A 7,365-nucleotide genomic window follows, 5' to 3' on the forward strand; every position below is an offset into this window, starting at 1 on the left:
TAAATCCAGAGAAAAAAGAAGCAATGCGGGCGGCATAAAATTTAATTTGATGCGACAACTAACTTGAAAAACTCCGAATTAGCCCTTTAAAAGCTTTTATTTGCACAATGAGAAGTAAAAGAGGAGTAAATGAGAAAAGCCGAAAACAAAAAACAGTATTTTTATGTTTTATCACTACTCTAAAAGCGCAGCGCCTCTTAACCTCTTTGTGAATAATTAGCTCTTTAAAAGCTTTTATTTGCACAATGAGAAGTAAAAGAGGAGTAAATGAGGAAGCCAAAAACAGTATTTTTATGTTTTATCACTACTCTAAAAGCGCAGCGCCTCTTAACCTCTTTGTGAATTAATTAACTAAATATTTTAAAAGCCCTAAAAACAAAAAGCGGTGTTAATTTTAACACCGCTTAATGCGAAATATATATTTAGCTTTAGTAAGCTTGGGTTACAACATAGGTTTTATAACATCAAACACAGCTTCTATATGGTCGTCTCTGTCGTTTAGTGCCGCTATGTAACGGTATTTTTCGCCGCCTGCGTTTTCGAATATTTCACGGTTTTCGCCTTCTAGCTCTTCAAGTGTTTCTAGGCAGTCGGCGCTAAAAGCAGGACTGATAATAGCTACATCGGTAATACCTTCATCAGGTAAGGCTGCAAGAGTTGCGTCGGTGTAGGGCTTTAACCACTCGGCTTTACCAAATCGGCTTTGAAAAGTACTAATTACTTTGTCTTTATCAAGGCCTAGTTTTTCGACAACTAAGCGTGTGGTTTGTAAACATAAGCAGTGGTACGGGTCGCCTCGCTCTAAAAACAATTTAGGCATACCGTGATACGAAAAAACAATTTTTTGTGGCATACCATTCGCTTCTAAATCCTCACTAATACTATTAGCAAGGGATTCAATGTAACGGGTGTTTCTGTGATAGCCATTAACAAAATGCAGCTCTGGCACCCAGCGCCATTTACGCAGTACGCTCGATACGGCATCAAAGGTTGAGCCTGTAGTTGGGCTAGAATATTGCGGATACATTGGCAGTATAATAATACGCGTTAAGCCTTTATCTCGTAGCTCTTCAAGGCCTGCCTCTATTGAAGGGTTGCCATAACGCATTGCCATTACTACTTCAGTATTGGTATAACCTTGCTCTTTTAATAAGGTATTTAACTTTACACTTTGCTGGCGAGTAATGTGGGTCAGTGGTGAGCCGTTTTCGGTCCATATACTCTCGTATAATTTAGCCGAACGTTTTGGGCGTACGCGTAAAATAATGCCATGTAAAATTATCATCCATACCAAGCGTGGTATTTCTACAATGCGTGGATCTGATAAAAACTCACGTAAATATGTACGAAGCGCAGCCGCTGTTGGTGCATCGGGGCTACCTAGGTTAGTAAGCAGTATTCCCGTTTTTTGGTTAAAACGCCCATCATGGGGATTGTCAGTAACCGCAGAAAATCGCGACACAGAGAGCTCCTTCAAGCAAATTCAATTATGTATTTTATGCACATTGTAACGAAAAAAACTGCCGTTTAGATCAATCATTTAGCAGTTTTAATCATAATTCTAAATGGGGTTGGCTTTTTAGATTCTAACTGTTGGAGTTTTTCTATCGATTTGCGGCTAAATACGTGGCCTTTTGGCAACAACATTATACCTGCATGGCTGTGCAGAGCATGGCCGAGTGTCATTTGATCTTTTAGTTCATGGGCATTACAAATTAGCACTGATCCTGCTGAACTTTTTTGTTCGTGTAGTTTTGCATGGCTTGCTTCAAGCGCACGTACAATTTTGGGGTGATAAAACGAACCACTGTAAAGCTTTACACCCTCAAGTGCGTCATCGTGGCGCTGCTTTTCATCGCTTGCATTGCTCTGCTCAAATGCATCCCAGTAATCGCGCGCTAAACCCAATACCATAGCCCCTATTGGTATGTCGTTTCCGGCAAGACCTTTGGGCATTCCATTACCGTTAAAACGTTCAAACTGATAATAAATAGCATCTGATAAATCGTGTAAATGTATTGCTGGCATTAGCATTAATTGTGCAGTACTTGGGTGAGTATAAAAGGTCTTACGTTGTTGCTCATTTAACCTGTTTAGCGGTTTTTTATAAAGTTCAGGGTCCATAGCAAGCAAACCTATTTGCGCTAAATAGCCAGCCATTGGGGCAAGATCAATGCTTTTTTGCGACAGGTTTAAATAAAGCGCTATTTGTGTACAGGTATTTGCAATGTTTTGTGCTTTGTTGCCGTCTAGGTAGGGGTTTGCGTTAATAAAATTATATAGTAACTCTACAGTTGATTTGTGCTCTTGTTTTTCACGCTCGTTGGCGTCTTCAAGCTTTTTTAAAACTTGTTTTATTTGTAAAGTACGTTTATCTACTCGCTGCTCTAACGTGTTGTTTAGCTCTAGCAGCTCTTGGTTTTGCGCCTTAACTTGTGCTTCTAACTTTTGATTTTGTTTTTTTAGCGCAAATTTTTCAAGGCTATCTTTAATGCTTCGAAGTAATAAGTCGTTTTGCCAAGGCTTTTGAATATAGCCATTTATTTGACCTTGGTTAACAGCCGCTAGAGTTGTTTGTATATCGGCGTAACCGGTTAACAAAATACGTTGGGTGTCGGGTGCCAGCGCGCGCGCTTTTTCTAAAAACTCGGCACCGTTCATTACTGGCATACGCATGTCGCTAATAATTAAACCAAACTCATGATTTTTAAAAAGTGTTAATGCGTTTTGCGGATTATCGCAAACAATAACCGACAGGCCATTTACTTCAAGTAAACGGGTTAATGTGCGTAGTACTATTTCATCATCATCAATGCAAAGTACATCAACCTGATTCATCGGTGTGTTTGGTGTTGCTTGAGTCATTGCGCCGCCTTTAAATTACTTCTGGCTAAATAATAGCTTAAAAAATATTCTATGGTGAGTTTGTCCTGCCTTTATTTATAGCTGAATCTAAGTAATGTAGTTATTACCCATAAGTAGATAATTGCTAACACTAAAGTTGCAAATTTGCGTGTAACCAACTAAACATTAAGTATAAAGTTATCTATATGGATGAAAGGAATGAATGGATCAGATGGTAATTTTGAACGTGCTTTTTTAAACGAACAAAAGCTGCGCTTGGCCGCAGAACAATTACTTAAAGATAAAAGCACCGTTTTAGTTGCCATAAATAATGAATTACAAAAAAAAGTAGCCGATTTAGAACATCAACAAATGCTGTTTGTGCAAACTGAAAAAATGGCAACCTTAGGAACGCTTTGTGCAGGTGTAGCCCACGAAATAAATACCCCGCTTGCCTATGCAATGAGCAATATAGAAAGCTTACAAAACTCTACCCCTTTGCTCATCACGCTGCTAAAACTTAACGAGCAATACTTAAATAACGAAATTAAAGAGAGCCGTTTTAAACACGAAATCGACATACTCAATTTACAGTATCCGTATGCGTGGCTTTATAACAATTTACAGGGACAAGTTAACGACAGCGTTGAAGGTCTCAAACGAATAAAACAAATTGTGCATGACTTATTAAACTTTGCTCACCCCACCTCTTCGCAAGATAAACAACTCACCGATATAACGACTGGCGCTAATAACGCTTTAAGATTATTGAGTAACAAACTTAAGTTATGCGAAATAAAAACACGCTTTGAACCACTACCACTTATTTGGTGCAATTTATCATCTATTAATCAGGTTTTTGTAAATTTATTAATGAACGCTTGGCAAGCATGCGAGCTTGATTTAGAAAAAGGCTGCATTATTGAGGTGAGTATTTTTGAACAAGGCACAAATATATGTATTGAGGTAAAAGATAATGGCTGTGGAATGAGTGAAGACACAATAGCACATATGTTTGACCCTTTTTACACGACAAAAGAAGTTGGAAAAGGTACCGGCATGGGTATGACACTTGTATACGCTATGGTGAACGATCATGGTGGAAAAATAGAAGTTAACAGCACATTAGGGACAGGTACGACCATCCGCTGCCTATTACCTCTAAAAGTATAAACAAACGAGCAAAACCACATTGTAAATAAAAAGTTAACCAGCTAGCTTTTGAAGTTTAATGCTCTTTTAGCGTGTATTTTAATCTATTTGATGTGGTTTTTTCTCATCTTGAAATTTATCTGCATACTTAGACCAAAAATTTAGTTTTTTTCATTTCTTTTTGTTTGCATATGTTGCTAGGATGTTTGCAACAGGTTGTGAGTATCATAACCACACACATATTATAAGAACACAAAAAAACAGGGTCGTCACTATGCCAACATACCGTTTAAACACACTTGCTGTAGCCGTTGCTTTCGCGTTTAGCGCACCAAGCATTGTTAACGCAGAAGAAGCACCCGTGCAAGCTGCTAAAAACATTGAGCAAATTTCTGTATTAGGATCGCGTGTATCTAACCGTACCTCTACTGAGTCTTCTTCTCCTATTGATTTAATTGACGCTGATGATTTAACTAAAGGTGGTTTTACCGAATTAGGCCAAAGCCTGCAAGCTACAGCGCCTTCATTTAACTTTTCGCGTACACAAGTATCTGATGGTTCTGACTTATTTAGACCCGCAACACTTCGCGGCTTACAGCCAGATCAAACCCTTGTATTAGTAAATGGTAAACGTCGTCATAACCAATCAATTTTTGGCCTTAACGGTACAGTAGGCGCAGGCGCTGCGGGTACCGATATGAATGCTATTCCACTAACCGCACTTAAAGGCGTTGAAGTATTACGCGATGGCGCAGCGGCTCAGTATGGCTCTGACGCTATTGCAGGCGTAATTAACTTATCACTTAATAACTCAACAGGTATTACTACTGGCTTTGTGCAATATGGTGGCACTAGCGAAGGTGACGGCGATACAATTTCAGCAGGTTTAAATCGTGGTTTTGATATAGGTAACGAAGGCGGCTTTATTAATTTATCTCTTGAATACCGAGATGCTGATGGCACAAACCGCGCAGAGCGAGATACGGGTGGTTCGCTTGATGTTGAGCCTGGTACGCTAAGTGACGATGTGCGCTGGAGCCAAGGTAATTCAGAAAGTGAGTTTACGTCATTATTTTATAATATGGCCTTACCAATGGGCGACGGCGAGCTTTACTCGTTTGGTGGCTACTCAGAGCGTACGGCCCTAGGTAATGGTTTCTACCGTAACTTTAACGAAGCCTCTAAAAACGTAACACAAGTATACAGCGATGGTTTTTTACCGCGCATATATAACGAAGCACAAGATATTTCAGTCGCGGTTGGTTTTAAAGGCGATATTAACCCAGATTGGAATTACGATGTATCGGCTGTTTATGGCGAAAACCAATACGATTTTACATCACGTAATACAATTAACGCCTCTTATGCTGCTGAGTATTTATTTAATAACCCGAGTGCAAGTGATGCCGACATTGCTGCAAACTCGGGCCCTAGTGGCGGTTACTCAGGTGGTTTTAGGTTTGATCAAACAACCGTTAACCTTGATGTAAACGGTATTGTAGATATTGGCCGCAGTGAGCCTTTATATGTAACTGTGGGCGCCGAGTACCGTAAAGAAAACTACGAAATAGTTGCTGGCGATGAAGCGTCATACGCGTGTGGGTTAGCAAATACAGATACCTCTTACCCATCAGTAAACGATCCGGATCAATTTGCTGAGTGTGGTTTTCAGGCTTATAACGGCCTGCGCCCAGAGGCAACTAACGACAGTGATCGCAACAGCTACGCTGTCTATGTAGATGTAGAAACTATGATCACAGACGCATGGAACGTAAGTGGTGCGCTACGCTATGAGGATTTCTCAGATGCTGGCGACGATTTAATTGGTAAATTAGCAACACGCTATGAATTTTCAGATGACTTTGCAGTACGTGGTGCGGTATCTACTGGTTTTAGAGCGCCATCGCTTCAACAAAGTGGTTATACAGCCTTTACAACTAACTTAGGCTCAGACGGTACATTAACGCAGTCGTTTACGGCAAACACAGGTACAGCTTTTCCAAGTGCGTTAGGTGTAGATAGCCTAGAGCTTGAAACATCAACAAACTACAGTGCTGGCTTTGTTTACGATGTAACAAGCGAGCTTTCGTTAACGGTTGATTTTTACCGCGTAGAAATTGAAGACCGTATTACACTTGGCAGCTTACTTAGCACTGACGATGTATCGTTTAGCAGTGAAGCAGTTGCAGCGCTACAAGCAACGGGTGCAGTACAAGCTAACTACTTTTCAAACTCGGTTGACTCTACTACGCAGGGCGTTGATATTATTGCATCGTACCGTACAGACGTTGAAGGCGGTAATTTTGGTGTAACCTTTGCGGGTAACCTAAACGATACTAAAATTGACGGCGTAAATGCAGAAGACGGTATTCCTGAAGCAGTTGCATTTGACGACCTACAACGTAGCTTTTTTACAGACGGACAACCAAGTGAGCGTGCAACGCTTACCTTTGATTACGAGCACGATGCATACACATCAACTATTCGCTTTAACTACTTTGGCGAAACAGACGTAAAATACTTTGGTAACGACCATATTTCATTACCAGGTGAGCTTTCGCCTACCGGTTCGTTTAAACCAACAAGTACGGTTGAATCTGCTGTGTTAGTTGATTTAAATGTTAGTTACCAAATTAACGACATGTTTGCGCTTTCGGTGGGTGCCGATAACGTGTTTGACGAAACGCCAGACGAGCTAGGTGACGACGAAGTACTTAACTTTATCACCAATGGTGCATTTAAATACCCTGTACGCGCATTGCCATACGGCTTTGACGGCAGAACGTACTATGCAAAAGTAAGCTTTAGCTTTTAATTTTTAAAGCAAATTAAACCACATTAAGCGCGGTTATTAACTGCGCTTTTTTTATGCGTTTTTATTATTAAAATACGACCAAAAGAATGTTAAAAATACTTGCGCGGTTGAAAATTAAGCCTACAATCGCCATCTATTAAATAGGCTAATATAAAAGCCTCTTTATAATTTAACTTAAAATAATCATTAGTTGATAGGAAATATATGACTAAAAAATCTAAAGCAAAAACCGCAAGCAACAGCGCGGTAGACACAGGACGAGGCGTTATAAACCACAATGCACTAGCAGCGTTGGTCACCTCTAAATTATTTAAACCACAAGTGGTTAAAGCTAAAAAAGGCAAAGGTTCGTTTAAACGCAGCAACAAACATTCAGGACAAGAGTCCTATTTAATCGCGGCTTAAATAGCACCGATCAAATAGGACTTTTGAATATAGTAAGCGAGGTTTTATACCTCGCTTTTACTTTTAAAGCATTAACGGAGTTTTTCAAGTTAGTTGTCGCATCAAATTAAATTTTATGCCGCCCGCATTGCTTCTTTTTTCTCTGGATT

The 7,365-nt window shown here is 39.9% G+C and carries 5 protein-coding genes; 3 read left to right on the forward strand and 2 right to left on the reverse strand.

Annotated features, from left to right (window positions below; translation table 11 throughout):
• Positions 1 to 442: 442 nt before the first annotated feature.
• Both hemH and WNY98_RS20455 read right to left on the reverse strand, forming a co-directional pair.
• Entirely contained in the window at positions 443 to 1,462 is a 1,020-nt protein-coding gene (gene hemH, locus WNY98_RS20450; protein ID WP_342878803.1) for a ferrochelatase, read from the reverse strand.
• Between the two features lie 74 nt (positions 1,463 to 1,536).
• On the reverse strand, positions 1,537 to 2,865 hold the full coding sequence (locus tag WNY98_RS20455) for an HD domain-containing phosphohydrolase (RefSeq protein ID WP_342878804.1): 1,329 nt from the start codon (positions 2,863 to 2,865) through the stop codon (positions 1,537 to 1,539).
• Positions 2,866 to 3,063: 198 nt separating this feature from the next.
• On the opposite strand from WNY98_RS20455, the gene WNY98_RS20460 reads away from it, so the two are divergent.
• From WNY98_RS20460 to WNY98_RS20470, 3 genes are all read left to right on the forward strand, one after another.
• Positions 3,064 to 4,017, forward strand: coding sequence for a HAMP domain-containing sensor histidine kinase (locus tag WNY98_RS20460; RefSeq protein WP_342878805.1), 954 nt, complete (start codon positions 3,064 to 3,066; stop codon positions 4,015 to 4,017).
• Between the two features lie 253 nt (positions 4,018 to 4,270).
• Positions 4,271 to 6,811, forward strand: coding sequence for a TonB-dependent receptor (locus WNY98_RS20465; protein ID WP_342878806.1), 2,541 nt, complete (start codon positions 4,271 to 4,273; stop codon positions 6,809 to 6,811).
• Between the two features lie 204 nt (positions 6,812 to 7,015).
• Positions 7,016 to 7,216 carry a ribosome alternative rescue factor ArfA gene (locus tag WNY98_RS20470; protein ID WP_024591136.1) on the forward strand — a complete coding sequence of 67 codons (201 nt, stop codon included), beginning with the start codon at positions 7,016 to 7,018 and terminating at the stop codon, positions 7,214 to 7,216.
• The last annotated feature ends 149 nt before the right edge of the window (positions 7,217 to 7,365 follow it).

It is taken from the genome of Pseudoalteromonas sp. AS71 (genome assembly GCF_038900275.1).
Classification (GTDB): Bacteria; Pseudomonadota; Gammaproteobacteria; order Enterobacterales; family Alteromonadaceae; genus Pseudoalteromonas.

Bases quoted from the DNA above. Each gene is read 5' to 3' on its own strand.
- WNY98_RS20470 (WP_024591136.1), top strand. From the start codon at position 7,016: ATGACTAAAAAATCTAAAGCAAAAACCGCAAGCAACAGCGCGGTAGAC.
- WNY98_RS20455 (WP_342878804.1), bottom strand. From the start codon at position 2,865: ATGACTCAAGCAACACCAAACACACCGATGAATCAGGTTGATGTACTT.
- WNY98_RS20460 (WP_342878805.1), top strand. From the start codon at position 3,064: ATGAATGGATCAGATGGTAATTTTGAACGTGCTTTTTTAAACGAACAA.
- WNY98_RS20465 (WP_342878806.1), top strand. From the start codon at position 4,271: ATGCCAACATACCGTTTAAACACACTTGCTGTAGCCGTTGCTTTCGCG.